The 1,393-nt window shown below is 67.0% G+C and carries 2 protein-coding genes; both read left to right on the forward strand.

The features are described 5' to 3' along the window. On the forward strand, nt 1-456 hold a 456-nt coding region (locus DXA43_RS09790), incomplete at its 5' end, for a sugar nucleotidyltransferase (RefSeq protein ID WP_255413625.1). 24 nt (nt 457-480) lie between these two features. Further along, on the forward strand, nt 481-1,393 hold a 913-nt coding region (rfbB, locus tag DXA43_RS09795; RefSeq protein ID WP_117807050.1), incomplete at its 3' end, for a dTDP-glucose 4,6-dehydratase.

The raw sequence follows: 1,393 nt of genomic DNA on the forward strand, positions 1-1,393 counted from the left end.
GAGTTCGACGCGCGGGGCAGGGCCGTCTCCATCGAGGAGAAGCCCGCCGAGCCCAAGTCCAGCTACGCCGTCACCGGCCTGTACTTCTACCCGGGCGACGTCGCCGCCAAGGCGCACGAGGTCAAGCCGTCCGCGCGCGGCGAGCTGGAGATCACCACGCTCAACCAGATGTACCTGGAGGAGGGGACGCTGTCCGTCGTCACCCTCGGCCGCGGCTACGCGTGGCTGGACACCGGCACCATGGAGAGCCTGCACGAGGCCGCGGAGTTCGTCCGCGCCGTGGAGCACTCCCAGGACCTGCCCGTGTCCGTGCCCGAGGAGATCGCCTGGGAGAACGGCTGGATCACGACCGCCGAGCTGGAGGAGGCAGCGAAGGCCTACGGCAAGTCGGTCTACGGGCAGCACCTGAAGAAGGTCGCCGCCGGCGAGATCGTCAACAGCCCGCGCGAGTACTAATCCGATCCAATGGGAGATAGAAATATGTCTGAAGAGCTCTTCGAGCCCAGGAACATCATCGTCACGGGCGGCTGCGGCTTCATCGGCAGCAATTTCGTGCACTACGTCGTGGACAACCACCCCGGGGTGCACGTCACCGTCCTGGACAAGCTGACCTACGCCGGCAACCCCGAGAACATCGCGGGGCTGCCCTCGGACCGCGTCGAACTCGTCGTGGGCGACATCTGCGATGCTGAGCTGCTCGATAGGATCGTCCCGGGCCACGACGCGATCGTGCACTACGCCGCCGAGAGCCACAACGACAACTCCATCGCCGACCCCGAGCCGTTCCTGCGCACCAACGTGGAGGGCACCTTCCGCCTTCTGGAGGCCGTCCGCAAGCACGGCGTCCGCTACCACCACGTCTCCACCGACGAGGTCTACGGCGACCTGGCGCTCGACGACCCGGCCAAGTTCACCGAGGAGACGCCCTACAGGCCGTCCTCCCCGTACAGCTCGACCAAGGCCAGCTCCGACATGCTCGTCCGCGCCTGGACCCGCACCTACGGCCTTCGCACCACGATTTCTAACTGCTCCAACAACTACGGCCCCTACCAGCACGTGGAGAAGTTCATCCCCAGGCAGATCACGAACATCGTCGACGGCGTCCGCCCCAAGCTCTACGGCCGCGGCGAGAACGTCCGCGACTGGATCCACACCGAGGACCACTCCAGCGCCGTCTGGGACATCCTGACCAAGGGCCGCATGGGGGAGACCTACCTCATCGGCGCCGACGGCGAGAGGGACAACATCACCGTGCTGCGCATGATCCTCGAGGCCATGGGGCGCGACCCCGAGGACTTCGACTGGGTCGCCGACCGCCCCGGCCACGACCGCCGCTACGCCATCGACAGTACGAAGCTCCAGCGCGAGCTCGGCTGGAGGCCGGCCCACACCG

This window comes from Collinsella sp. OF02-10 (genome assembly GCF_003463445.1).
Classification (GTDB): Bacteria; Actinomycetota; Coriobacteriia; order Coriobacteriales; family Coriobacteriaceae; genus Collinsella.